This window comes from Thalassotalea agarivorans (genome assembly GCF_030295955.1).
Taxonomy (GTDB): domain Bacteria; phylum Pseudomonadota; class Gammaproteobacteria; order Enterobacterales; family Alteromonadaceae; genus Thalassotalea_D; species Thalassotalea_D agarivorans.
In genome coordinates this window covers 2,822,187-2,847,391 of sequence record NZ_AP027363.1, presented here as the reverse complement: position 1 = coordinate 2,847,391, position 25,205 = coordinate 2,822,187, and the positions used below count along the sequence as shown (strand labels likewise).

The 25,205-nt window shown below is 40.7% G+C and carries 22 protein-coding genes; 16 read left to right on the top strand and 6 right to left on the bottom strand.

The genetic code is table 11. The features are described from left to right. Window positions 1-123 precede the first annotated feature (123 nt). Both epmA and QUD85_RS12960 read left to right on the top strand, forming a co-directional pair. On the top strand, window positions 124-1,095 hold the full coding sequence (gene epmA / locus QUD85_RS12965; RefSeq protein ID WP_093332201.1) for an elongation factor P--(R)-beta-lysine ligase: 972 nt from the start codon (window positions 124-126) through the stop codon (window positions 1,093-1,095). Between the two features lie 72 nt (window positions 1,096-1,167). Further along, entirely contained in the window at window positions 1,168-1,548 is a 381-nt protein-coding gene (locus tag QUD85_RS12960; protein WP_093332198.1) for a MerC domain-containing protein, read from the top strand. 24 nt (window positions 1,549-1,572) lie between these two features. On the opposite strand, the gene glnG is transcribed toward QUD85_RS12960, so the two are convergent. The 4 genes from glnG to glnA all read right to left on the bottom strand — a co-directional run bounded on the left by glnG (window position 1,573) and on the right by glnA (window position 6,287). After that, window positions 1,573-2,976, bottom strand: a complete 1,404-nt coding sequence (gene glnG, locus QUD85_RS12955; protein ID WP_093332194.1) for a nitrogen regulation protein NR(I) — start codon at window positions 2,974-2,976, stop codon at window positions 1,573-1,575. After that, complete coding sequence (gene glnL, locus QUD85_RS12950) at window positions 2,973-4,064, bottom strand: nitrogen regulation protein NR(II) (protein WP_093332192.1); 1,092 nt, start codon at window positions 4,062-4,064, stop codon at window positions 2,973-2,975. Before glnL ends, glnG begins: the two co-directional genes overlap by 4 nt. Window positions 4,065-4,135: 71 nt before the next feature. Beyond that, a complete protein-coding gene (locus tag QUD85_RS12945) occupies window positions 4,136-4,660 on the bottom strand; it encodes a DUF4124 domain-containing protein (protein WP_093332189.1) in 525 nt (174 codons plus the stop codon). A 220-nt stretch (window positions 4,661-4,880) separates the two neighbouring features. Beyond that, window positions 4,881-6,287: a glutamate--ammonia ligase gene (glnA, locus tag QUD85_RS12940; RefSeq protein WP_093332186.1), complete on the bottom strand. Its 1,407-nt coding sequence runs from the start codon at window positions 6,285-6,287 to the stop codon at window positions 4,881-4,883. A 467-nt stretch (window positions 6,288-6,754) separates the two neighbouring features. Here glnA and QUD85_RS12935 point away from each other — a divergent pair, with 467 nt between their 5' ends. The 10 genes from QUD85_RS12935 (at window position 6,755) to QUD85_RS12890 (ending at window position 14,410) form a co-directional block, all read left to right on the top strand. After that, a complete protein-coding gene (locus QUD85_RS12935; RefSeq protein ID WP_093332184.1) occupies window positions 6,755-8,323 on the top strand; it encodes a sodium/sugar symporter in 1,569 nt (522 codons plus the stop codon). A 182-nt stretch (window positions 8,324-8,505) separates the two neighbouring features. Continuing rightward, the gene (gene typA, locus QUD85_RS12930; protein WP_218139609.1) at window positions 8,506-10,329 is read left to right on the top strand and encodes a translational GTPase TypA; all 1,824 of its coding nucleotides are present in this window, start codon (window positions 8,506-8,508) and stop codon (window positions 10,327-10,329) included. 153 nt (window positions 10,330-10,482) lie between these two features. Beyond that, entirely contained in the window at window positions 10,483-11,358 is an 876-nt protein-coding gene (locus QUD85_RS12925; protein ID WP_245732153.1) for a virulence factor BrkB family protein, read from the top strand. A gap of 84 nt (window positions 11,359-11,442) precedes the next feature. Further along, the gene (dtd, locus tag QUD85_RS12920; RefSeq protein ID WP_093332179.1) at window positions 11,443-11,880 is read left to right on the top strand and encodes a D-aminoacyl-tRNA deacylase; all 438 of its coding nucleotides are present in this window, start codon (window positions 11,443-11,445) and stop codon (window positions 11,878-11,880) included. Next, window positions 11,880-12,323: a GNAT family N-acetyltransferase gene (locus QUD85_RS12915; protein WP_093332176.1), complete on the top strand. Its 444-nt coding sequence runs from the start codon at window positions 11,880-11,882 to the stop codon at window positions 12,321-12,323. The genes dtd and QUD85_RS12915 overlap by 1 nt, the downstream gene beginning before the upstream one ends. Continuing rightward, on the top strand, window positions 12,320-12,802 hold the full coding sequence (locus QUD85_RS12910) for a nuclear transport factor 2 family protein (RefSeq protein WP_093332174.1): 483 nt from the start codon (window positions 12,320-12,322) through the stop codon (window positions 12,800-12,802). The genes QUD85_RS12915 and QUD85_RS12910 overlap by 4 nt, the downstream gene beginning before the upstream one ends. A 1-nt stretch (window position 12,803) precedes the next feature. Next, entirely contained in the window at window positions 12,804-13,595 is a 792-nt protein-coding gene (locus QUD85_RS12905; protein WP_143047977.1) for a Rossmann-fold NAD(P)-binding domain-containing protein, read from the top strand. Window positions 13,596-13,607: 12 nt separating this feature from the next. Further along, window positions 13,608-13,826, top strand: a complete 219-nt coding sequence (locus QUD85_RS12900) for a hypothetical protein (RefSeq protein ID WP_093332169.1) — start codon at window positions 13,608-13,610, stop codon at window positions 13,824-13,826. A 2-nt stretch (window positions 13,827-13,828) separates the two neighbouring features. After that, the gene (locus tag QUD85_RS12895; RefSeq protein ID WP_093332166.1) at window positions 13,829-14,158 is read left to right on the top strand and encodes a ribonuclease E inhibitor RraB; all 330 of its coding nucleotides are present in this window, start codon (window positions 13,829-13,831) and stop codon (window positions 14,156-14,158) included. 90 nt (window positions 14,159-14,248) lie between these two features. Beyond that, window positions 14,249-14,410: a hypothetical protein gene (locus QUD85_RS12890; RefSeq protein ID WP_177168938.1), complete on the top strand. Its 162-nt coding sequence runs from the start codon at window positions 14,249-14,251 to the stop codon at window positions 14,408-14,410. Window positions 14,411-14,415: 5 nt separating this feature from the next. On the opposite strand, the gene QUD85_RS12885 is transcribed toward QUD85_RS12890, so the two are convergent. Next, window positions 14,416-15,438, bottom strand: coding sequence for a LacI family DNA-binding transcriptional regulator (locus tag QUD85_RS12885; RefSeq protein ID WP_093332164.1), 1,023 nt, complete (start codon window positions 15,436-15,438; stop codon window positions 14,416-14,418). A gap of 506 nt (window positions 15,439-15,944) precedes the next feature. On the opposite strand from QUD85_RS12885, the gene QUD85_RS12880 reads away from it, so the two are divergent. The 3 genes from QUD85_RS12880 to QUD85_RS12870 all read left to right on the top strand — a co-directional run bounded on the left by QUD85_RS12880 (window position 15,945) and on the right by QUD85_RS12870 (window position 20,929). Further along, on the top strand, window positions 15,945-18,557 hold the full coding sequence (locus QUD85_RS12880; protein WP_093332161.1) for a TonB-dependent receptor: 2,613 nt from the start codon (window positions 15,945-15,947) through the stop codon (window positions 18,555-18,557). A 93-nt stretch (window positions 18,558-18,650) separates the two neighbouring features. Then, on the top strand, window positions 18,651-19,352 hold the full coding sequence (locus QUD85_RS12875) for a SapC family protein (RefSeq protein WP_093332159.1): 702 nt from the start codon (window positions 18,651-18,653) through the stop codon (window positions 19,350-19,352). A 29-nt stretch (window positions 19,353-19,381) separates the two neighbouring features. Then, window positions 19,382-20,929 (top strand): tryptophan halogenase family protein, encoded by a 1,548-nt coding sequence (locus tag QUD85_RS12870; RefSeq protein ID WP_093332156.1) that lies wholly within the window; start codon window positions 19,382-19,384, stop codon window positions 20,927-20,929. Here QUD85_RS12870 and QUD85_RS12865 read toward each other — a convergent pair. Beyond that, complete coding sequence (locus tag QUD85_RS12865; RefSeq protein WP_093332154.1) at window positions 20,917-22,392, bottom strand: tetratricopeptide repeat-containing sulfotransferase family protein; 1,476 nt, start codon at window positions 22,390-22,392, stop codon at window positions 20,917-20,919. The genes QUD85_RS12870 and QUD85_RS12865 overlap by 13 nt on opposite strands. Window positions 22,393-22,549: 157 nt before the next feature. Between QUD85_RS12865 and QUD85_RS12860 the strand changes: the two genes are divergently transcribed. Further along, window positions 22,550-25,168, top strand: a complete 2,619-nt coding sequence (locus tag QUD85_RS12860) for a family 20 glycosylhydrolase (RefSeq protein ID WP_093332152.1) — start codon at window positions 22,550-22,552, stop codon at window positions 25,166-25,168. The last annotated feature ends 37 nt before the right edge of the window (window positions 25,169-25,205 follow it).

Here is a 25,205-nt window from a genome sequence, read left to right as displayed (position 1 = left end):
AGCAATCTTACATAACTCACTATTGTCTCTAGTGAATGGTAATCAGCGTATAGAAAGGGAATTATGTTAAAGACCTTGCTATTATGCACAATTAAATAACATCAACTAAACCTAGGCCACTGTATGAATGAATGGCAATCTACAATGGATTGGCAAACTGCAAAAGATAGAGCCGCATTATTAGCTAAAATTAGAGCATTTTTCTATCATTTAAATGTCATAGAGGTGGAAGTTCCACTGCTATCTAAAGGGACAGTAACAGATGTACATTTGGAGGGCTTTAGTACATCTTTTGATTTTTCGAATAGTGGAAAAACAGAAACCTATTATTTGCAAACCTCCCCAGAATTTGGCATGAAGCGTTTATTGTCTAACGGTTACGAATCAATTTATTTTTTAGGAAAATCATTTAGGCATGAAAGTAACGGCAAGGTTCATAATGCAGAATTTACCATGTTGGAATGGTATCGAGTGGGTTTTGATTATCGACAATTAATAGAAGAGATTAAATCTCTACTTACAGACTTATTGGGTAGTCAGTCTTTTGAAGAGTACAGCTATCAGACAGCCTTTTTAACATTTACAGGTATTGACCCGCTTGAAACCACAATAGAACAATTAAAATCATTTCTATTGGAACAAAATAAGTTAGACGATTGGTTAGACAAAGAAACAAGTATTGATACGTTATTGCAGTTTATATTTGCTGAATTTGTCGAGACTTGTATCGGTAAAACACATCCTTGCTTTGTCTATGACTTTCCGGCAAGCCAGGCGTCCCTTGCGCAAGTATCGAAACAGGATGAAAGAGTTGCACACCGATTTGAGTGTTACTTTAAAGGTGTTGAACTAGCTAATGGTTTTCAAGAATTAACGGATAGTTTTGAGCAATTACAACGGTTTGAACATGATAATGAGATGAGAAATAAGTTGAATCTGGTTAAAAAGCCGATTGATCAACGTTTCATTAGTGCACTGGAAAATGGTATGCCAACATGTTCTGGAGTAGCCCTAGGTGTAGATAGGTTGGCCATGCTTGCTCTAAATAAAAACAATATAAAACAAGTACTCACGTTCCCATTTGATCGCGCATAAGATGTGATATTGTATCAAAGGTTGTGTTATACTGTATCAACTAACAACACTTCAGATTATTAACCAACTTTTATGTTAGATAGAATTGGTATTACAGCGACGTCTTTATGTGCGTTGCACTGTATATTAGTTCCCATTCTTCTGCCAGTTTTACCTCTTTTAGGTTTGAGTTTTCTAGCTGATCATACTTGGGAACATATATTTTTGTTGCTTACCGCGGTTCTCGGTGCAATAGCGCTGTACTCAGGTTTTAAGCGATACCATAGAAAACTTTACCCATTTTATTTACTGGTATTGGGTATTATTATTTATTGGATGAAGCATGATGTACCTGCAGATTATGAACTGGTGTTCATTATTATTGGCGCAGGTTTAATTGTTGCTTCTCATTGGATTAATTTGAGATTATGCAATCAATGCAAATCTTGTGATGATAGCTGTAATACAGAATAAAAAAGAGCCATATGGCTCTTTTTTTTACATATTAAAATCTTTCAATTTTCGGGTGAGCGTATTTCTACCCCATCCTAATTTTTTAGCCGCTTCTTGTTTATGCCCTTTTGTATAAGCAAGGGCGCGATTAAGCATAATTTTTTCAAACTCTGGCATTGCTTCATCTAAAATAGCGTTTCTTCCTACTTTGAGCTGGTCGTCCATCCATTGCGCTAATAACGTTTGCCAAGATCCCTCTCCATTCACCGATGTAGATTGTGGTTCGTCTGTTAATTCTGGTGGTAAGTCGTCAACTAACACCTCCTGACCACTTGCCATTACCGTTAAGAACCTACAAATATTTTCCAGTTGCCTAACATTGCCTGGCCAACTGCATTGGGTTAGATAATCAACGACAGTCTTTGATAATGTTTTAGGTTCTACGCTCAGCTCCTTTGCTGCTAATTGCAGGAAGTGATTTGAAAGTTGCTCTATATCTTCCTTCCTATCTCTTAGTGCTGGAATCTGAATGCGAATAACATTTAAGCGGTGGAAAAGATCTTCCCTAAACTCATTTTTCTTAACTAAATCTTCAAGGTTTTGATGTGTTGCAGCAATGATTCTCACATCCACTTGAATTGGTGAGTGACCGCCTACGCGATAGAATTGCCCATCGGCAAGTACACGAAGTAGTCTTGTTTGAATATCAAGTGGCATGTCGCCAATTTCATCAAGAAACAATGTCCCTTTATGCGCTTGTTCAAAGCGCCCCTGTCTTACTGAATTGGCGCCAGTAAAAGCACCTTTTTCGTGGCCAAATAGCTCCGATTCAATAAGATCTTTTGGGATCGCGGCCATATTAAGTGGGATAAATGGAGCGTTAGACCGTGGTGAATGCATGTGCAGTGCGTGTGCTACAAGCTCCTTACCAGTACCTGATTCACCATTAATCAGTACGCTGATGCTTGAACGAGACAATCGACCAATCGCTCTAAACACATCTTGCATAGCTGGTGCTTCACCAATCATACCAACAGCTACTTTTGAGTCTTGCTCTTGTTGAGCGTTTGATTTATTTTCACGAGCATGTGTTAATGCGCGTTTAGTTAAAACTACGGCATCATCAATATCAAAGGGTTTCGGCAGATATTCAAAAGCGCCGCCTTGATATGCGTTTACTGCGCTATCAAGATCGGAATGCGCAGTCATAATAATCACTGGGATATCTGGGTATCGCTGATTTATGTCAGCCAAAAGCGTCATACCATCTATATCTGGCATCCTTATATCTGAAATGATCACTTCTGGTTGTCCATGGTCTAATGCGACCAGTAAATTGCTCGCATTTTCAAAAGATGCGCAGGTAATATTGTCGCCGGAGAGCGCCTTTTCTAACACCCAACGAATTGAACTGTCGTCGTCTACTATCCAGACTTGCTCTGTAATCATGGGCTTCCCTCTTCAGAAATTGGTAATAAAATAATAAATTCAGTGTGTCCAGGGTAGCTCACACAAGAAAGCTTTCCGCTGTGTTGGTTAATTAATGTTTGTGAAATAGATAAACCTAAACCGGTGCCATTAGCACGCCCTGAAACCATTGGGTAAAATAATGTATCTTGGATATTAGGTGGAATACCTGGACCTGTATCAATTATGCTAATCCGAACGCACATTTTGACTAATTGATTGTTGATCGTTTGATTTGAAGCAATACGGGTTTTTAATGTAACGGTGTCGTCTGCATCAATCACTTGTATTGCATTGCTGACGATATTTAAAACTGCTTGTTGCAGCTTTTCTTCGTCAAAACAAATTTCCGGAATCGACGGATCATAATCTCGACAAATCTTAATACCCTTGGGGTTATTAAAACTTGTCAACTGACTCACTTTCTCCAAAACCAGATGAATATTTTGAACAGACATGTTGGGCAATTGATTAGGGCCTAACAGTCTATCGACAAGATTAGTTAGTCGATCCGACTGCTCAATTATCATGGCGGTGTATTCTTTTTGCGTATCGTTTAGCTCTTTATTAAGTAACTGTGCTGCGCCTCGCAAACCACCTAAAGGATTTTTAATTTCATGCGCTAATCCTCTGATCAGGTCACGCGCGTTTTCCCACTGCTGCTGTTGAAATGCTTCTGCACTAATTTGTTTCTGCTTGTCGATTTGCTTAAACTCAAGCAAAACATGAGGCGCTTTATCAAACTCAACGTAAGAGGCTGTAATTTCTACGGACATCGGTTTGATTTCTTTCACATCAAGCCTTACATCCGCATCGGAAAATTCTTGCCCTGTGATCAATAGTTGTTGCAGTCTTTCAGACGAAATAGATGAAGCATAGGCAATATCAAAAAAGTTTTTGCCTATGGTGCGGTTAAAGCTTTTCGACAATAGCGCTTCAGCAGCAGGATTTAGGTACTGGATAGTTAAGCTATCATCCAACACCAAGACAGCCGTAACCAATTGGTTGGCTAACTGGTGTTGATATTTTTCTTTAATCGACAGTAATTCTTGACGATCGCGTATAGTCATATAGTTGCACCAAAACTGTGCATGATAAAATTAGTTTAATGTTGTTTTATCTATATTGCACGTAATTAGTGCTATCTAGCGCGCTTTTTAAGGGCCGCTCGATGCATATAGAAGGTTACTTCTTCTGAGGTTGCAATAACCTTGCCGTTTGTGTCGATTAATTGCATTTTTAATTGATGTTCGCCACGATCAATATCTCTTAAAGCGAACATGGTATGAGTTTGAGGTTTTTCGTAGGGTTGCCCGTCGACGATAAGTTGAATTTTAAATCCTCGCTTAAACACTGGACCTATTTGGCCTGTAACATGTACAGAGCCGGTATTATCGCGGATAGTGGCATCACTAGCAGGTTGGGTAATAGTGACAGTATACTCGTCTTTTGGGGCTTGTTTTTTGATGTCTAATATAGAGGTATCAACTGAGGATTGAACGACGTTAGTTGACTCGACTTCCATTTCTTCGGCACCTGGTTTTGGTGTGTCAGAAAACACCAATACACCATCTTCGTTTCGCCACACGTATACTTTTGCTTGTACCGCATTAACTGGTACAGCAAAGACTATACAAAATAAAACGAATGCCAGCTGTTTAAACATACAAAAATCCTTAGTCCATTAAGTATAAGTGTAATATGAATTTGCTCAAAAAATAAGCCTGAACAAAGACTTTGACACAAAAAAAGTTGTTTTGGCAAGGGCAAATCTTATTTTTGCGTGGATGTAAGCCAGCGAATATAAATGATTGCCTGTCTTTTTAATTATGAAAAAAAAGCAAAAAAAAAGCTTACCGAAGTAAGCTTTTTTCATAAATGCGAAATTAAACGCTGTAGTACATTTTGAACTCAACTGGGTGAGTAGTCATGTTCAATGTTTCTACTTCTTCACGCTTAAGGCCGATGTATGCATCGATCATGTCTTCGTCCATAACGCCACCAGCAGTTAAGAAGTCTTTGTCTGCTTCTAACGCGTCTAACGCTTCTTCGAAAGATGAAGCTACTTGTGGGATAGCTGCAGCTTCTTCAGCTGGAAGGTCATACAAATCCTTGTCCATAGCATCGCCAGGGTGGATTTTGTTTTTGATACCGTCAAGGCCAGCCATAAGCATTGCTGTAAATGCTAAGTATGGGTTTGCTGTTGGATCAGGGAAACGTACTTCGATACGACGAGCTTTCGGAGAAGGAACTACTGGGATACGGATTGAAGCAGAACGGTTACGTGCTGAGTAAGCTAGCATTACTGGTGCTTCAAAACCTGGAACTAGACGCTTGTATGAGTTAGTTGAAGCGTTTGTGAAAGCATTGATTGCTTTAGCGTGCTTAATGATACCACCAATGTAGTATAAAGCTGTTTCAGAAAGGCCACCGTACTTGTCACCAGCAAAAAGGTTTTCACCGTCTTTTGCTAGAGATTGGTGACAGTGCATACCAGTACCGTTATCACCAACTAATGGCTTAGGCATGAATGTAGCTGTTTTCCCGTAAGCGTGAGCAACATTGTGAACAACATACTTGTAGATTTGAACTTCATCAGCTTTTGCTACCATAGTGTTGAAACGACAAGCGATTTCGTTTTGGCCACAAGTTGCAACTTCATGGTGATGTGCTTCAACAACTAAGCCCATTTCTTCCATTACTAAACACATTGCAGAGCGTAAGTCTTGTGAAGAGTCAACTGGAGCTACTGGGAAGTAACCACCTTTAACGCCAGGACGGTGACCGTAGTTACCATCTTCATAATCTTTATTAGAGTTCCACTCTGCTTCTTTATCGTCGATAGAGTAGCTAGCGCCGCTCATGTCAGCGTGGAATTTTACGTCGTCAAATACGAAAAACTCTGGCTCTGGACCAAATAATACTGTGTCTGCAATGCCTGTAGAACGCATGTACTCTTCAGCGCGCTTAGCAACTGAACGAGGGTCACGGCTGTAGCCTTGCATTGTAGCTGGTTCAATGATGTCACAACGTATGTTTAACGTTACTTCTTCAGTGAATGGGTCTAAAACTGCAGTACTAGCATCTGGCATTAATACCATGTCTGATTCGTTAATACCTTTCCAGCCAGCGATTGAAGAACCGTCAAACATTTTGCCTTCTTCGAAGAAGTCTTCATCTACTTGATGAAATGGAAGTGATACGTGTTGTTCTTTACCTTTAGAATCAGTAAAACGAAGATCAACGAACTTAACGTCGTTTTCTTTGATTAAGTCTAATACTGCTTGTGACATGTTTTGTCTCCAGAGTTGTTCGAGTAATAATTAAATACATAAAATATGTTGGCTAATCGTATGCGATTATCGTGCCAATATTATAAATACATATAAAACCTGTAAAACCGTGTTTATAGTTTAGCGAAAAAACTGTTCTTTGCACTAATTTGGTGCTTTTATGTTCTGTTATGGTGCAATGAGGTGCTTTTGCTCATACGAGTCGGCTTTGAAACAAATTTGTTTTTTGGGTTTCTATTTTAGATGTTTTGAAATTTTAGCTAGCGCTCTTGTAAAACTGGTCGGTCTTTTTATTTTCAATTAATCGTTTTCTTGCAAAGAAAGCAAGCCTCAAAGTATAGTGCCTACCGCAGGTATATTTGAGTGCTAGTTCTTCACCACAAGCAATATTAACAGAACAATTTATTGTTCAAGAGGCTGCAACAAAGTACATGTTTTATACATAACAAAAATAATAAGGAATAATCATGGACCTTAAATTAGGCACGCTCGACATAACCGTTTTTGTCGGTTATGTGTTAGCCCTAATCGCCATAGCATTGTGGATTTCAAGAGCAGACAAAAATCATCAACGAGATACCAAAGACTATTTTCTAGCAGGTAAATCATTACCCTGGTGGGCAATTGGCGCGTCGTTAATAGCGTCGAATATATCAGCAGAGCAAATTATAGGTATGTCGGGCTCAGGTTATGCGCTAGGTCTAGCCATTGCATCTTATGAATGGATGGCTGCAATTACACTTATCCTTGTCGGTAAGTACTTGTTACCAATATTTTTGAAGAATCAAATTTATACCATGCCTCAATATCTGGAGCAGCGTTTCGACGGAAGAATTAGAGTGACCTTAGCGCTATTTTGGTTAGCGGTATTTATCTTCGTAAATCTTACATCTGTGCTTTGGCTAGGTGGCTTAGCGATAGAAACTGTCACCGGTGTTGATTGGTTGTACGGCATGATTTTCCTTGCGTTGTTTTCTGTCGCTTATTCTCTTTATGGTGGACTAAAAGCGGTCGCTTATACCGATATTATTCAAGTTGTATTACTTGTTTTTGGTGGTTTGTTACTCAGTTATTTAGCACTAAATCAAGTGTCAGATGGCCAAGGCGTTGTTGCAGGGTTTACAAAGCTAACCGAAGAAATGCCTGGTCATTTTGATATGATTCTAAGTCCTGAAAACGAACACTATATGAGCTTACCAGGTATCTCGGTGTTAATTGGTGGCTTATGGGTAATGAACGTTGGCTATTGGGGTTTTAACCAATACATTATTCAACGTGCTTTGGCGGCTAAAAGTGTTGGTGAAGCGCAAAAGGGTATAGCGTTTGCAGCCTATCTAAAACTATTAATGCCGGTGATTGTAGTATTGCCAGGGATCGCAGCTGCTGTACTTTACCCGACATTAGCGAAACCAGACCAAGCTTATCCAACAATGATGAATCTAATGCCTATTGGTATTAAAGGTCTGGTTTTTGCGGCTTTAGTCGCTGCAATTGTTTCGTCGCTAGCATCGATGACAAACAGTATTTCCACCATTTTCACAATGGATATTTATAAGAGTATTAACAAAGATAAAAGCCAGAATCATTACGTTACCGTTGGCCGTATAACCACGTTAGTGTCTTTGGTCATTGCTTTGTTTATGGCTGAGCCATTGCTCGGTAAATTTGATCAGGCGTTCCAGTATATTCAAGAGTTTACTGGTCTATTCTCGCCAGGTATTACCGCTATATTTATTATGGGCATGTTCTGGAAGCGCACAACATCAACAGGCGCACTTGCAGCGGCTATCGGCTCCGCCGGCTTCTCGTTACTGTTTAGACAGTTTTGGCCAGAGTTGCCGTTTATGGACCGCATCGGTTTAGTGTTCGTTTTATGTATTGCACTTGCAATTATCTTCTCATTAATGACTAACAAAGAGAAAAATGATACTAGCGTGCACTTATCCGAAGTGAGTTTTGCAACTGACCGTACTTTTAACATCGCAGCACTTGGGGTCACAGTGATCTTAGTGGTGTTTTACACCGTCTGGTGGTAATTTTGATGTGACGCCTTAGCCTTTGGGCTAGGGCGTAAATCGTTAATTTAACCCCTACTTTTCGATAAAATCGTTTTAATTGCGTAATTTTTTGTCAATTTATGCAGGTAAAACCTCCTTTCGTTTTATTTAATCATTGCTTTAGCGTATAATTCGCGCCCATATTTTCTAGGTAGAGCATTATTGTGTTAGATAAGTTAAGAAACATTGCGATTATTGCGCACGTTGACCATGGTAAAACCACGTTAGTCGACAAATTGTTGGAGCAGTCAGGTACGCTTGACGCTCGTAGTGACCACGACGAACGTGTTATGGATTCCAACGACATTGAGAAAGAGCGTGGTATCACGATTCTTGCTAAGAATACAGCAATCACATGGAATGATTACCGTGTAAACATCGTAGACACCCCTGGTCACGCCGATTTCGGTGGTGAGGTAGAGCGTGTAATGTCGATGGTTGATTCAGTATTACTTATTGTTGATGCGCAAGAAGGTCCAATGCCTCAAACGCGTTTTGTAACGCAAAAAGCATTTGCTCAGGGGCTAAAGCCTATCGTAGTTATCAATAAAATTGATAAGCCGGGTGCACGCCCTGAATGGGTAATGGATCAAGTATTCGATTTATTCGATAACTTAGGTGCAACGGATGAGCAACTTGATTTCCAAGTTGTATATGCTTCTGCTATCAATGGTTGGGCTTCACTAGAAGAAGGTGAGCAGGGCAGCGATATGACGCCGCTTTTTGAAACCATCGTTGAACAAGTGCCAGCGCCAGATGCAGACCTAGATGGTCCTTTCCAAATGCAAATCTCACAGCTAGATTACAGCTCATATCTTGGTGTTATTGGTGTTGGCCGTGTTACTCGCGGTACTGTTAAACCGAATCAACAAGTGACGGTGCAGGCAGCTAATGGCAACATTCACAACGGTAAAGTTGGTAAAGTATTTGGTTACTTAGGACTAGAGCGTAATGAAGTTGAACAAGCGCAAGCGGGTGACATTATAGCCATCACTGGTCTTGGTGAATTAAAGATTTCTGATACCGTTTGTTGTCCAAACGAAGTGGAAGCATTGCCAGCATTGTCTGTTGATGAGCCAACTGTAACGATGACATTCCAAGTAAATACGTCGCCTTTTGCCGGTCAAGAAGGTAAGTTTGTTACTTCTCGTAATATCCTAGAGCGTTTAGAGAAAGAGCTTGTACATAACGTAGCACTGCGTGTTGAAGAAACTGATGATCCGGATAAATTCCGCGTGTCAGGTCGTGGTGAATTGCACTTAGGTATTTTGATCGAGAACATGCGTCGCGAAGGTTTCGAACTTGCTGTATCTCGTCCTGAAGTTATCATGCGTGAAATCGACGGCGAGTTACAAGAGCCGTATGAAACTGTGACAGTTGATGTTGAAGACGAACATCAAGGTGCGATCATGGAGAAAATGGGCTTACGTAAAGCTGAGCTAACAGATATGGCGCCAGATGGTAAAGGTCGTATTCGTATGGACTTTATAATGCCAAGTCGTGGTTTAATTGGTTTCCAAACTGAATTCATGACACTAACTTCTGGTTCTGGCCTAATTTACCATACCTTCTACGAGTATGGCCCACACAAAGGTGGTGAAATTGGTCAACGTATCAATGGTGTACTTATCGCTAATGCACAGGGTAAAGCATTAACTAACGCATTATTTAACTTACAAGAGCGTGGTCGCTTGATGATTGGTCACGGTGTTGAAGTTTATGAGGGTATGATTATTGGTATTCATAGCCGCGACAATGACTTAACCGTTAATGCGCTAAAAGGTAAGCAATTGACCAACGTGCGTGCAGCGGGTACAGATGATGCGCAGGTGTTAACTCCGCCAATCAAGATGACGCTAGAGCAAGCGCTTGAGTTTATCGATGATGACGAGCTAGTTGAAGTCACGCCTGAGAATATTCGTATTCGTAAGAAGTGGCTAAAAGAGTCAGACCGTAAACGCGAATCAAGACAAGCGAAAAAATAGATAAGAAAGCCGGAATTAATCCGGCTTTTTTTATGGTGAATATTTATCGTTGCATAACGCTAACCCGTGACGCTCTCTAGACAGCATGCTATATTAGTTAAAACAGTAACTTAGCTTAATGTTGCAGTATAAGCGTCTTTCGTTAGGGGCTAAATGGATATTCATATTCCTCAAAGCTGGAAAAAATTGCTTAATAAAAACGCTATGCTCTTTTTCGCAAGCTTTTTTTGGCGACGAGTCAAACAAGAACAAATAGGCGTTATAGCAGGGTACCTATCGTTTGTATCCGTCATGTCTTTAGTGCCTATTTTAATGGTCATCTTCACCGTGATGACGGCATTTCCAGTGTTCAGTGATATCTCACACCAAGTAGAAGAATTTGTTTTTTCTAATTTTGTCCCAGCCTCCGGCGAAGTGGTGCATGAATATATTACAAGCTTTGTTATAAATGCGAAGAAAATGTCGACATTTGCGATTTCGCTATTGGTGATTTTTGCCATATTATTGATATCGTCAATCGACAAAACAATTAACAATATTTGGGGTGTGAATAAGCGCCGTAAGTTTGCAACATCGCTTGCAATGTATTGGACCGTATTAACCTTGGGTCCAATTTTGCTTGGTAGTTCAATTGCTGTAAGTTCATATATCATTTCGCTTGTCTCGCGCGGTGAATACAACTTGTTTGGTTTTGCTGACATATTGTTGCGTATGCTACCGCTCATAGCTTCAGTCGCGTTTTTCACTTTTATGTATTCTGTCGTACCCAACACGCAGGTTTACATTCGTTTTGCCGCCATAGGTGGTGTATTTGCTGCCTTACTGTTTGAAATTGCAAAGAAAGGTTTCGCAGCCTATGTGACTGCAATCCCATCTTATGAAGCGATTTATGGCGCATTAGCGAGTATTCCAATACTTTTTTTGTGGGTCTATATTTCGTGGTTTGTGGTGTTATCAGGTGCCGTGACCACAGTAGCACTTCAAAATTTTGATGCGGTTATCAAGTCGAAAGGTCGCTCGCAAAATTAATGCTGCCAATTGTGCAGCTATTAGTAATGAATTTCTGCGTCGCTAGATTTATACTGTGACACCTTTTAATTGCTTGGAAAAATCATGATTGCGCTCATTCAACGTGTATCGCATGCCAACGTTGCTGTAGACAACGAGACTGTAGGTGAAATAAGTAAAGGCTTATTAGTTTTGCTTGCGATAGAGCCAGAAGACGATGAAGCAAAGGCTAAACGCTTAGCAGAGCGTGTTTCGGGCTATCGCATTTTTGAAGATGACAATGGAAAAATGAATTTAAATGTATCACAGGCTAGTGGCGATATTTTAGTGGTATCACAATTCACTTTAGCTGCTGATACAACGCGCGGAATGCGCCCTAGCTTTACAAGTGCTGCTGCACCAGATATGTCGAAATCTCTCTATAAATACTTTACGCAATGCCTGCGTGAAAAAGGGTTTAAAGCGCCTACAGGTCGCTTTGGTGCAGATATGAAAGTGTCGTTATTAAATGATGGACCGGTTACCTTTCAACTAAAGGTGTAATGATGAAATATATTATTCGAAGCCCACAAACGCCTGAAGAGTTTGAGCAGTATTACCAGTTGCGCTATCAAATCCTGCGACAGCCTTGGCAACAGCCAATAGGTTCTGAAAAAGATGAGTTAGAAGATAGTAGCAAGCACATTATCGCTGTAGACAAATCAGGAATGGTTGTGGCCGTAGGCAGAATTCATCAAGCGTCAGCATCTGAAGCACAAATTCGCTACATGGCGGTACAAGAGAGTTCCCAAGGTGAAGGGCTTGGTGCAATGGTGATTGAAGCATTGGAACAATGGGCGAAGAGCAAAAATCTCAACACTGTGGTGCTTAACGCTCGCGAAAATGCGTTGGCATTTTATCTTAAACTAGGTTATCGAGAGTTAGGGTTTAGCCACTGCCTTTATGGCGAGGTGAACCATTTTAAAATGGCGAAGGATTTACTATGAAAAAAATAATGCTAATCGTGCTTTGCTGCGTCGTGCAATTGAAGGTTTACGCAAGCGATATTGAAAAAGCGCAAAACAATCTGCTCGACGGCTTTCATCAAGCAGCGTCCGAAGCAAATTATGACGCTTATTTTGGTGCATTAACACCACAAGCAATATTTTTAGGTACCGATGCCACGGAACGTTGGACAAAAGACATGTTTTCCGACTATGTAAAACCTTATTTCGATAAAGGTATTGGGTGGACATATACTCCAACCAAGCGCCTAATAACGCAGGTTAATGCGGAGGTCGCCTTTTTTGATGAATTGCTGCATAACGATAATTATGGCCAAACCAGAGGTTCGGGTGTTTTAGTAAAAACAGCTAAAGGTTGGCAAATAGCGCAATACAATTTGTCTATACCCATGCCAAATGACATCGCAAAACTTCTTGTAAAACAAATTCGTCAATATCAGAAAAATGAGCAACGTAAATAACGTGTCGGTAACAATAATAGGGTGTGGGTGGTTAGGTGCGCCACTTGCTCAAGCGTTAAAAAGTCAGCAAATGGGCGTCAACGGTACTTCGCGCAGCGATACAGGTGTCGCTAAACTTGAGCGACAGGGCATAGATGCATTTGAATGCCAGTTGCCACTAACTGAACAGGCGCAAATGCAGTTTAATGACACCATAGTGATTGCGATAACACCGGGGCTCAAACGTGGCAAAAAGGATTATGCTGATAACATCCTAAGTGTCTGTGATATGGCGAAAAAAACAGAAAAACGCATCATACTAGTGAGCTCTACAGGCGTATTTGAGAATCACATCGGTGACGTCGATGAGCAAACAGCTCCGGACCTTTCTTCAGAAAAAGCGACTTTACTCAATCAAGCAGAGCAACATGTACTAAATGCAAGTGAATATAATGCGGTACTAAGGCTATCGGGGCTGATTGGTGAAGACAGGCATCCCGGCAACTTTCTTAGAAAGGCTCAAACTATTAGTGCCACACAAGCTATTAATTTGATACACCAGCAAGATGCAATAGGTTTACTACTTAAATTGATAGAAAGCCCTAAACTTGGCGGCATATTTCATGGTGTTAGTCACTGCCATCTAAGCAAATATGAATTTTATAAAATGGCGGCACAATCGATAGGTCGCCAGTTTAATGCTCTGCCGAATAATGATGACGGTAAAAATAGAATAGTTATGGACGCCATCACTAGAGATCGGCTAAATTACAGCTATCAAGTAGATGACTTAGTGCATTGGATAAATAATTAAGGAAGTAATCGCATGAAGTATTCGGTACGAAAAGCTAAATCTTTTGATCGAAAGCGATACCTATTTTTGTTTCTCTTTCTACATATTACCTTACTCGATCTTTTTTATATTTCGGAGCAAGGTGCTGTTGTTATGTGGCAGGAGAATCTAAGTTTTGTAACGCAAGGCATGCATTTGTTGGTATTGGCCATCGTGTTTATTGTCTATAAGTTAATTTCGAGTATGAGGTAAACGTGTACTTTCCTAATGATGATACAGGCAATGTATTAGCCGATATGGCTGAAGCAGGTGTTGATTTATCGGTCGAGCATAATGTTGTTTATTTCCACTTATTTGAAAATAAAGACGACGCACAAGCATTAGCTGCCCACATAGAAACGCAATACCAAGAGTACCAAGTCACGCTCAAACCCGATGAAATACCAAATGTTTGGGATGTCGATTGTGTAGTTAAGCAGATACCAAGCTACGACAATATTGTTGAGCAAGAGCAGTGGTTTGAAAAATTGTCAGCAAAGTTTAATGGCTACAATGATGGCTGGGGTATTGAAATAAATGATTAGCCCGGTAACCGAAAAAAGTTATACATACGCTTGAAAAGCAAGGATATTGTGTTAATTTTATAATCAACTTCAACTATTTGTAGGTTCATCATGGATTGGATTCAAAACCTGTTCAAAGCGGAAACGCTCGCTTTACTCATTCCTATCGTTGCTATTGTAGGAGCGTTTTTAGTGGCAGCGCTTAAAGCTCACCATCGACATCATGAGCGTATTGAAAAGATCAAACAGGGTATCGACCCTGACGCTAATTAATATTCCTATTGCTCTTTCAGCGATGTTGAGTCCCTTTTTACCAGTTGCGGCGTGTACTGCATTGAAACATGCGTAGGTTTTTGCTTACGGCCTTGTGCTATCAGTAAGTTTGCCGCATTTTCCGCGATTTCTTTGTTTGGTTGATCTGCGGTTGTTAATCGAGGCCACGTTTGTCTAGAGAAGGGACTGTTCTCAAATCCCGCAAGCGACAGCTCCCCAGGTATCGAGACATTCATAAGTCGAGCAGCGAATAATGCACCTGCCGCTATCTCATCGTTACAACTAAAAATCGCCGTAGGTTTAGCCTTATTTGCAAGTAAATGTTTTGCACCGTCTACACCCGTTTCAAAAGAGTAGTTGCCGTTGTATATCAGTGATTCATCAAGTGACACATTGGCATCAGCTAGGGCCTTCTTGTAACCTTTGAGTCGCTCAACCGTAGATTGGTGACTTGAATCCCCTGCTATAAAACCAATTTGCTTATGACCGAGAGACAATAAATGCTGAGTAATGGTATAGGCTGCTTCATGGTCGTTTACCATAATGCAAGGTGTTAGGTCGTCAGGTACGGCATCGCCAGACATAATTCGGACTATATTTATGTCAAGAGCCATCAGCGCTTTAACAAAGTCAGGTCGTTCGGAAAATGGCGGTGTAAGTATCAAACCAGAGACGCGAGAGTGCTTCACCATTTCACTGATTTCTTCAACAATATTTTCGTTCTTAGCGCTACAAGGATGAATGACAAGTTCAAAACCCTGTTGCCGACAAGCAGATAAAATACCTTCCTGCATATCAATAACATAGTAAGCATTTGGATTGTCGTATATATACGCCAAACTATAAGATTTAGTGCCAGCGAGGTTGCGAGCTGCTAAGTTGGGCTGATAATGTAATTTCGCCACTGCCGCTAAGACTTTTTCTCGCGTTGCCGTTCTCACTGACGGCTCATTGTTCATTACTCGAGAAACCGTTTTTATTGAAACGCCGGCTTCTTTAGCCACTTCATTTATTGTTGCTTTAGACATTGCTATTGCTCACTTATTGCGAACCAAAAAATTAACGGATAATTAACCTTTGATCGCCATATTTTACACTTTATCTTGTTGTTTTGTAATGTAGAAAAATTACCACTTTTTAAGTCAATATGCTCAAATTTTCTTGGGTGAATGTAATTCTTTAGTAATCTTATAACAAAATAATCATCAATTGGACAGCGTTGTCATTTCATATTGACAAAAAGTCATCTTTTTAGTGCGAATTTGGTTACAAAACTAGCATTATTTTCTTGTTATTAACGATAAATTTACATTTTACGGTGTGGTTAACGCTCCAATCTTGTTTATATAATTCTTTTAAAATCAGCACCTTAATATAATGTAATAATTTTGTTGTTATAAAATGTAGCCAAGACGGTTTTTTATGTGTATGGTTTACATAATCAAATTGACAACGCTGTCATTAGGGAGATGAAAGTGTTGTCTATTGGTGTTAACAAGCATATTTCTATAAAAACGTGTGTAAGGGAAAGTCGATGTCATCTAAAACTTTTAAAAAAGGCATCTTAGCAACTTCAATCGCAATGGCTGTCGCTGGTGTATCTGCACCAATGGCAATTGCAGCTGAAGAAGCTAATGCTACTAATGACGAAACAGAAGTAATTGAAGTCCGCGGTTTACGTGGTTCTTTAAAAGAAAATATCAATGCGAAACGTTTTTCTGACGGCGTAGTTGATGTAATCACAGCAGAAGATATTGGTAAGTTTCCAGACAGAAACGTAGCTGAATCTTTAGCGCGTATTCCGGGTGTAACTATCCAAAGACAATTTGGTGAAGGTTCTGCAGTATCAATTCGTGGTGCTGGTGCTGAATTCACTAAAACAACGTTAAATGGTCAAAACGTTGCTTCAACAGGTTGGTTCGTATTAGAGCCGGCTAAGCGTAGTTTTAACTATGAGTTGCTTCCATCTGAACTTGTTGGTGACTTAGAAGTTTACAAGTCTGCTCAAGCTGACCTAATTGAAGGTGGTGTTGGTGGTACTGTAATTGTAAACACGCGCACTCCGCTAGAGTTAGACGCCAATACTGTTTACGCTTCATTAGAAGGCGAACATTCTGACGATTCAGGTGAAGTATCACCTCAACTTTCAGGTATGTATAGCTGGAAAAACGATGCAGAAAACTTTGGTGTTTTAGTATCAGCTGTAGCACAAGAGCGTGCTCTTCAGCGTCAAGGTAACGAAGCATTCTGGGAATGGGGTGCAGGTCCGGTTGCATTCGAACAAGATCGTAAGCGTAGCGCTTTAACTGTAGCTTTAGAATACGCACCGACTGAAAACCTTTCTTTTGTATTTAATGCGCTAGACATGAAAATGGAAGCGGACAATACAAACTACGCATTATGGTTAACGCAAGGTGATACATCTTGGTCAGGTAATACACCAGATGCATGTTTAGGTGGTAATTGTGTAAACCCTCGTGGTACAGCTGTTCAAGGTCAACTAGCAACAGGTTACTATCAAGCGCGTCCTCGTGAAGCGACAATGAATTCTGATGTTATCGATTTAGTAACAACATATGAAGCTGATAGCTTCACTTTAGATGTTCAAATCGGTAGAACAACATCAACAGGTGGTACTGACTTTGAAATGGTTGTTGATGACGGTGTAAACACACCTATCGTAGACGGCACATATGACTTTACTGGTGACGAGTTAACTTGGTCATTACCAAATGGTATCGGCGGCCAATCTATGGCTGACTATGACCCAGGTTCATTACTAATGGGTACTGGTACTGCATTCAACAAAACACCGAAAACTGACGAAGAAACTTACGCACAAATTGATTTAGAGCTTCCACTAGATATGGACTTTATCTCAAGCGTTAAGATGGGTGCTCGTGTTGGTCAACACAACACAACTTCTCGTCAAATGTACTTAGATCAAGAAGCTGGTTTTAATAACCGTATTTCTACAGCTGACCTACGTGTTGGTACAATTGATGTAGGCTACGGCGACTACCAAATTTCAAAATTTGACGTAGATGCAATCAAAGCATGGGCGAAAGCAAGTATCGTTGGTGAAACTGAAGAGCTTGGTGCTTACAGTGAAATTGATGAAACCAACACTGCGCTATACGTAATGGCTAACTACGGTGGTGAAAACTTCCGCGGTAACTTTGGTGTTCGTTACGTACAAACTGATGCAACATCTACATATTACTTAGACGGTAATAAAACAGAAGCAGAAGGTGACTACAGCGAAATTCTTCCAAGTTTCACATTAGCGTATGACCTAACTGATGAAGTTGTTCTTCGTGCAGCTGCTGCGCGTGTAATGGCACGTCCTCAGTATAACGATATGTATACTAACCCAAGTGCGGTTGGTGCAAACGATGATGTACCAGATAACCAATTCTGGATCATGGGTAACGTTGATTTGGATCCGTTCTTAGCAAACCAGTTTGAAATTGGTGTTGAGTGGTACTTCAACGAGAGTTCTCTACTTTCTGCAACAGTATTTATGAAGCAAGTAGAAAACTTCATCAGCATTGCTGAGACATACAATGTTGCGACAGAAGACTTACCAAATGGTAGTTACGACACAGCAAACATGCGCCCTGATGAAATCGCAAACGGTTGGACAGTTCAAGAGAAGCAAAACTCGAAAAAAGGTGATGTTTCTGGTTTAGAACTTCAATACCAACAAGATTTCAGCAACGGTTTCGGTTTGTTAGCTAACTATACATACACTGATACGTCGACTGATTCTGATACGTTTACAGATATGAACCCGTTCTTAAGTGACAGTTCAGATCACGTATTCAATGCGACGGGTTACTATGAAAACGATGATTTCTCAGTACGCGTTTCATACAACTACCGTAGCGAATACATGTTACGTGAAGAAGGTGCATACGGTAACCGTTTACACGATGGTTTCGGTACACTTGATATCAGCGGTGTATACCACGTAACTGAGAACATTGATTTGTCACTTGACGTAATCAATGCGACAGGTGAAGACTCATTGCAATTTGGTAACAATGCGTTCCAAACAAATGCAAGTGGCTTTGCTGACGGCTTCCCACTATACCAATATGAAATGGCAACACGTGTTGTTGCTGGTGTAGCGGTTCGCTTCTAAAATTAGCGAAAAGTAACAAAAGGGGAGTTGTAACTCCCCTTTTTTGTCGCTAAATTTAACTTCTAAAATTTTAATGACTTTTCTAGGTGTAACATGTCTTCTTTCAAACCACTCAATTTTGAGCTTCATAGTGAACTTAAAGTAAAACCAATCACTTCTTTTCCTGGGCTTGAAACACAACAAATTGTGCCAGTAGCGGCGCATGAATTCGCGACAGCGGGTTCGGAGATGCCAGTAGTGTTTGTGAAGAATGCAGAAACTGGTGCATTTCAAGCGGTAGCATTGCTGGGCTTAAACCAGAAAGAAAATGTATTTTATCAAGATGAAAAATGGCGTGGTCATTATATTCCGAGTATTTTAACTCACCAGCCTTTTGCGCTAATGCCTTCTGTGTCTGACGAAACGCAATTGCAGTTGTTGATCAACGAAGAAAGCCCTTTGGTTAACAAGACTGAAGGTGAAGGTCTATTTGATGATGTTGGTAACGAAAGTGAGTATTTAACGCAACGCAAGAATGCACTCGGTCGCTATTTTGAAAATGCACAGGTAACAACGGCTTTTGTTAAAATGTTGTCTGATATGGGCCTGTTAAAAGAGCAACAACTGACACTTAACTTTAGTGGTGACAAAATCCTTATTGAAGGAGTCTATTTAGTTGACGAAAAAGCGCTTGCTCAGCTTTCAGATGAAGATTATCTGACGTTGCGTGAAAAAGGTTTTATCGCCTTAATTTATCATCATCTTGGTTCGCTTCATCAGCTAAAAAATGTTGCTCGCTTAAAAGCAAGTAACTAGGTCAATTAGGTTGGAGTAAGGTCGACATTATGTCTGAGAAAATACGTCATATTGTCATCGTCGGTGGCGGTACTGCCGGCTGGCTTACGGCGAATCATTTAGCCAAACAACTCCAACCAAGTTCAAATACTGATGTAACGATTACGTTAGTCGAATCGCCCAATATTCCAACGGTAGGTGTTGGCGAAGGGACTGTGCCTATGATGCGTCAATCGTTGCAGTACCTTGGCATATCAGAAACCGATTTTCTGCAACAATGTGATGCCACATTTAAACAAGGTATTAAGTTTGTAAATTGGGAGCACAATCCAGCCGATAAAGGCGAGCATAGTTATCATCATATTTTTGATTATCCTGCGCCAGCCGACATTGATTCAACATTGTATTGGCTAAATAGTAACACCCATCAAAGCTTTGTTGATGCGGTTTCTATTCAGGGGAGAGTGTGCGACAACAACTTGGCGCCAAAACTCATCACTACGCCGGAATATCAGGGTGCGGTTTCTTACGCCTACCATCTTGATGCCGCAAAGTTTGCAAAATTACTGACTAAGCATGCGACCGACATGGGCGTAAAGCATGTAAAGGCGACGGTTGAGCAGGTTGAAACAGCGCCTTTAGGTGATATCTCTGCGATTATCACTAAAGAATTAGGTGCCATTTCTGGTGATTTTTTTGTCGATTGTACTGGCTTTCAAAGTTTGCTGTTGGGTAAAACGCTTGATGTTAGCTTCATTGATCAAAGTGACGTCCTTTTTGCCGATAGAGCGCTTGCTGTTCAGGTGCCTTACGTTGCGCCATCAGATGAAATTCCCTCCTACACCATTGCATCGGCTCAAGATGCAGGCTGGATTTGGGATATTGGACTAACGACGAGGCGAGGCACTGGTTATGTCTTTTCATCTAAATACTGTAGTGACGAACAAGCTAAATACACGCTAGCACAATACCTAGGTGATGACGCTTTAGTCGAAGGTGCTCGCTTTATCGACATGAATATTGGTTATCGAGAAAAGTTTTGGTTCAAAAACTGTGCGGCAATAGGTCTTTCTCAGGGGTTTGTTGAACCGCTGGAGGCTACAGGCCTTTTAGTCTTTGATGCTACAGCCCGAATGTTAGCAGAGCAGTTTCCTACCTTTAAAGAACAAATGCCACTAATGGCTGATTGTTTTAATGAGCGCGTCAAAGCCAGTTGGTTGCATGTTATAGATTTTATTAAATTGCATTACTGTATTAGCAAGCGAGACGATACGCCTTTCTGGCGTGACAATCGTTCATTAGCTTCTATTCCATTATCATTACAACAAAAGCTGGAACGATGGGCGTTGCAGCCCCCACATGCGTATGACTTTGAGAATAAATTTTCTGTCTTCAATAAAGAAAATTACCTTTATGTGCTTTATGGCATGCACTTTGACACTGACGCGACTCACTTGGCATACAAAGCGGGGCAAGAAGAACACGCTAAGGCGTATTTTCAGCAATTAGAGCAACATTGTCAGACAGCGTTAGACAGACTGCCTAAACATCGCGAGCTTTTAGAAAAAATAAAACGTTTTGGTCTTCAAAAAGTATAGAGCCCCTTCTCAACAAACTTTTCATGATACTTTTGTAATTGCTTTTGATAGCACTTCCAACTCGCAACGTGCTGTTTGTTTATTGGTTTACGCACTTGCGTGTTACTTAAGGTATGCACAGGGCGTTCATTTTCATAAAAGTGCAAACATTGAGTTTGCCAATCTAGCTCGGCACTAGCAACAAGTGCTTTGATTGTCCGCTCGGGATGCTCGACTAGCTGCTCATATTGCAGATGAAAAACACGCTGTGGAAATAGCTTCTGCCAATGTTTTAAAAGTTGGTGATACATCACAATCATGTCACTCATTTGATCTAAACAGTAAGAGTATTGATTACCACTGCCAAGTATTTGGCGATAACACGCAAATAAGGTGTCCATCGGATCACGCGTGCAAAACACCAGTTTACTTTGCTGGAACGCGAGCAGAATCGCACCAACTACCTTGTAGTTCAATAACATTTTGTCTGTAAAAAGAGGTGTGTTTTGCAAATATGTTGTGCGATACAAGTAGTTTTGAGCGATTTCGTGATAATGGCCTTTATCCAATTCCTTAAACAAAGCTGGATATGGCGAAGTAACGTTATTTTCTTCAACGATACTTGCGACCGCTTCTGAAAAAGCAAAAATCTCATCACCGCCGGTAACTTCACTATGGCTTGAAAGAATTTGCTCGCATAGGGTCGTGCCACTGCGAGGCAAGCCACAAATAAAAATAGGCTTACTATCGGTCTTTAGATCAACCGCCGGTAGATTTGATTTGATGTAGGATTTATTGAATATGTCTAAAAGCGCGTTAGTATCTGCGCGTTCTTTATTAATATTGAACGGCGCTAAACTTTTGCGATGTTCAGCTGCAACTGTCAAATAGTGGAACGCTTTTTCATGGGCTTGTTGTGCATGGTAATGATTAAAAAGGGCGTAACCAATGTAGGTTTTTGCATCCGATTGATTGACGTTTTCCTGAGCAAACATCTTCTTTAACAGGGCCAACGCATCGCTGTTAAGTATTGGTTGGATACTACTGAGATACCAGTAGGTTTTATACAAATGTGGTGTTGTTTTAATAACACGCTCAAATACTTTTATCGCTGCGTCGAACTCACCATGTTCTCGATACCAATTCCCTAAATCAAGTTGCCACTCCGCTTGGTTTGGCGCTAGCCTAATCGCTTCTTGTAGCGCGTTCTTAGCGCTCTCTGTCTCTCGAAAAAAACGCAAGGCTTGGTAATACGTATAGTAAAAACTAGCGTTGGATGGAAAGGCATGAATGGCTAATTTAGTTGCGCTTTTGAGGTTGTCGTAATGGGTAGTTTGGCTATACATAGATAAGACCATTTCATAGTCTTGTTCCGTTGCTGTCGTATAAGAGCAAATCTTATCAGCGACTTGTAACGCAGTGCTTATATCTCTGCGATGCATTGCAGCGTTAAGTTGTTGCCTTAGTTGTTTTAATTGTTCCACATCACCCTCAACAAAATAATTGTTGGCAGCCTAATTACCTGTTTAAGAAGCTATAGTAGCGCGTAAATGACAAAAGGGTAAATAGTTTTTGACAGCGCTGTCAAAAACAGCGATAGTAAGGTAATAAAAATTAATCAAATACCCTACATCAAGCGCTATGAAACCAATACGTTCATTTACATTACTTACATTTTTATTGTTGCTTTTCTCCTGCAGCGAGTCTTCTAAAACGCCTGACAATGACGTTAGTACCCCCCTTAGTCAGCAAATGGTCAGTGCGTTCGCACAGCAAGTACAAGTTAAGTATCAGGTGTTAACTAATCGTTCAGATGACAAATGTACAAAAGGTGCTGAAACGGATACTTGTTTCCAAGCGCGTATTTCATTTTTAAGCAACACAAACTTCGAGGCGCAAAATTGGAAGATTTACTTTAGTCACATGGCGCCAATTCAAAGTTCGCAAAGCGAGTTTTTTGACGTTAAACATGTTAATGGTGACATCCATGTAATTTCGCCAAAAGAGAGTTTTAAGCAGTTTGTGCAAGGCGAGAAAGCCTTTATCGACTTTAGAGCGATGTTCTGGCATTTATCCGACTCAGATATCATGCCTAATTACATTTTAGCGGTAGAGGGTTTTGAGCCTGTTGTATTGGCAAGCACCCAATTGAAAACAGATCCAGAAACAGGGTTGGAAATCATTCCTCATGTGGTCACTATTAGTGACTATGAGACGCAGTTTAAACGCACTGAAAATGACAGTACCCCTTGGCTTAATAGTGAATCTCTTTATTACAGAAACAAAGCGGTGAATGAAGCGCAAGTCGAGGTTGATGCTCAAATCATTCCTACGCCAGAGTTTGTTGCACTAGACAAAAAAGCAGGGCAGCTAGATTTAGCTAATGGCGTAAATTTTTCTTTTGAAAACGTGGCAAGGGAAGACGTTCAAGCTGCCATTGAACGCTTAGCGTATTTTGGTATTGCTGAGCAACAACAGGGTGTAGCTGTTTCCATTAAAGTCAGTAGTGATGATAATATTTCTGGCGCGTATCAAGTCACCCTAAACGACGTAGGTATAACAATTATTGGTGTCGACGCCGCTGGCGCTTTTTATGGTTTACAGTCATTGGCTGCTCTTATCTCTATCGATTCTGCTGTTGTACCTTATGGTCAAATAGTCGATGCACCGAGATATGATTTTAGGGGCGTGTTGGTTGATGTCGCTCGCAACTTTCGAAGTAAGCAATTCATCCTGGATCTACTTGATCAAATGGCGGCATACAAACTTAATAAACTGCACTTTCACTTAGGGGATGATGAAGGTTGGAGGTTAGAAATTCCTTCATTACCGGAGTTGACAGAAGTTGGCGCCCATCGTTGTTTCGATCCAAGCGAACAAAATTGTTTGATGCCACAACTTGGTGCTGGTTTAGATCCTAATGCTGAAAACAATGGTTTTTACTCTGTTGCTGATTATCAAGAAATTCTAGCGGCCGCTTCAGCTCGACACATCCAAGTAATTCCTTCTTTAGACATGCCAGGGCATGCGCGAGCTGCGATTAAAGCAATGACAGCCAGATATAATCGTTATATGGCAGCTGAAGATGAAGAAAAAGCAACGCAATTTTTGTTGCACGACTTTGATGATAAAACTAAGTATCACTCTGTTCAGTTCTATGGCGATAATACGATTAACGCTTGTATGGAGTCTTCTTACGACTTTGTAACTGAGGTCATGCAACAAGTTAAAACTATTCATAGCGAGGCAAATCATCCGTTAACTCGATACCATATCGGAGCTGACGAGACGGCAGGCGCTTGGGTTGAATCGCCGATTTGTAAAGCGTTTCTCGCAAACAACGATGAAGGTATCGATAAGCCTGAGCAATTAGGTGCTTATTTTGTCGAGCGTGTGTCAACAATTCTTGAAGAACTTGGTATAGAGGCAGCTGGCTGGAGTGATGGAATGCATGCAACACGTGTTGAAAAAATGCCGGCCATTGTTCAAGCAAATGCTTGGGATACACTTTTCTGGGGTGGACACGCTAGAGTTCATGAAATGGCAAACCGAAAGTGGCAAATTGTTATCTCTTCACCAGATGCGTTGTATTTTGATTTTCCTTATGAAGCCGATCCAAAAGAACATGGATACTATTGGGCAGGCCGCCACACAAACACGGAAAAAGTGTTCCAAATGATGCCGGATAATTTACCTGTTCATGCTGAATTTTGGCTTGATAGAGAAGACAACCCCTATGTTGCTGACGACACCAAGTCGATGTTGGCGCCTAATGTTTCATTTTTAGGCATGCAAGGGCAGCTATGGAGCGAAAACCTACGCAGCGACGAAATGGCAGAGCATAAACTCTTTCCTCGTGCTATTGCGCTCGCTGAGCGTGCGTGGCACAAACCAAGTTGGGCAGTACCCTATAATTTTCAGGGAGCTAAATATGACCAATCAAGCGGTGCGTTTACGACAGAGAAACGACTGCAACGAGATAACGCATGGCATTTATTTGCGCATGCTCTCGGTAAGAAAGAATTGGCCAAGCTAAGTCAGTCAAACATCCAGTTCCGACTACCCACGGTAGGTGCGATTATTGAAAATGGCACGCTTAAGGCGAATATCGCTTTTCCTGGTCTTGCAATAGAATTTAAGGATGAGGCAAATACCTGGAAGCGTTACACGGCACCTATTCCGGTTTCTGGTCAAGTATGGGTAAGAAGTATTGACCCATTGTCAAACAGAAAGGGTAGAACCACCACTGTTGCACCTTAATGCAACCAAAAATAACACTTAAAAACATAACAAAATC